General features: G+C 38.1%; 1 protein-coding gene. It reads right to left on the bottom strand.

Annotated elements, in window-relative coordinates; genetic code table 11:
* On the bottom strand, positions 1-446 hold a 446-nt coding region (locus JQ843_RS01300; RefSeq protein ID WP_274380304.1), incomplete at both ends, for a Rib/alpha-like domain-containing protein.

Here is a 446-nt window from a genome sequence, read left to right as displayed (position 1 = left end):
TCTACTGTCACTACTTTGCCATTTGGTAATGTAATCGTGACTTTTACAGGAGTTTTTTCTCCAGGTGTTGTTAAATCTGGAATGTTTTCAACCTTAGTAACCTTACCACCTTCTGGAATCTTAATTCCTTTAGTATAATCGTCCGGTGTTAATGGTGTGGTTGTTACTGGTGTCTCGATTTCCTTAACTGGTGTTACTGTTACTGGTACGTCTACTGTCACTACTTTGCCATTTGGTAATGTAATCGTTACTTTTACAGGATCCTTCTTACCAGGCGTTGTTAAGTCTGGAATGTTTTCTACCTTAGTTGTTGCTCCTTCTGGTACTTTGATTTGTTTTAAAATATCCTCTGGAGTCAATTTAGCTGTTGTGACTGGTGTTTCAATTGGTGTAATTGGTGTTACATTCACTGGTACGTCTACTGTCACTACTTTGCCATTTGGTAA

This window comes from Streptococcus mitis (assembly GCF_905187495.1).
Lineage (GTDB): Bacteria > Bacillota > Bacilli > Lactobacillales > Streptococcaceae > Streptococcus > Streptococcus mitis_CU.
The sequence above is the reverse complement of the archived record's forward strand: the minus strand, read 5'-3'. Positions and strand labels throughout refer to the sequence as shown.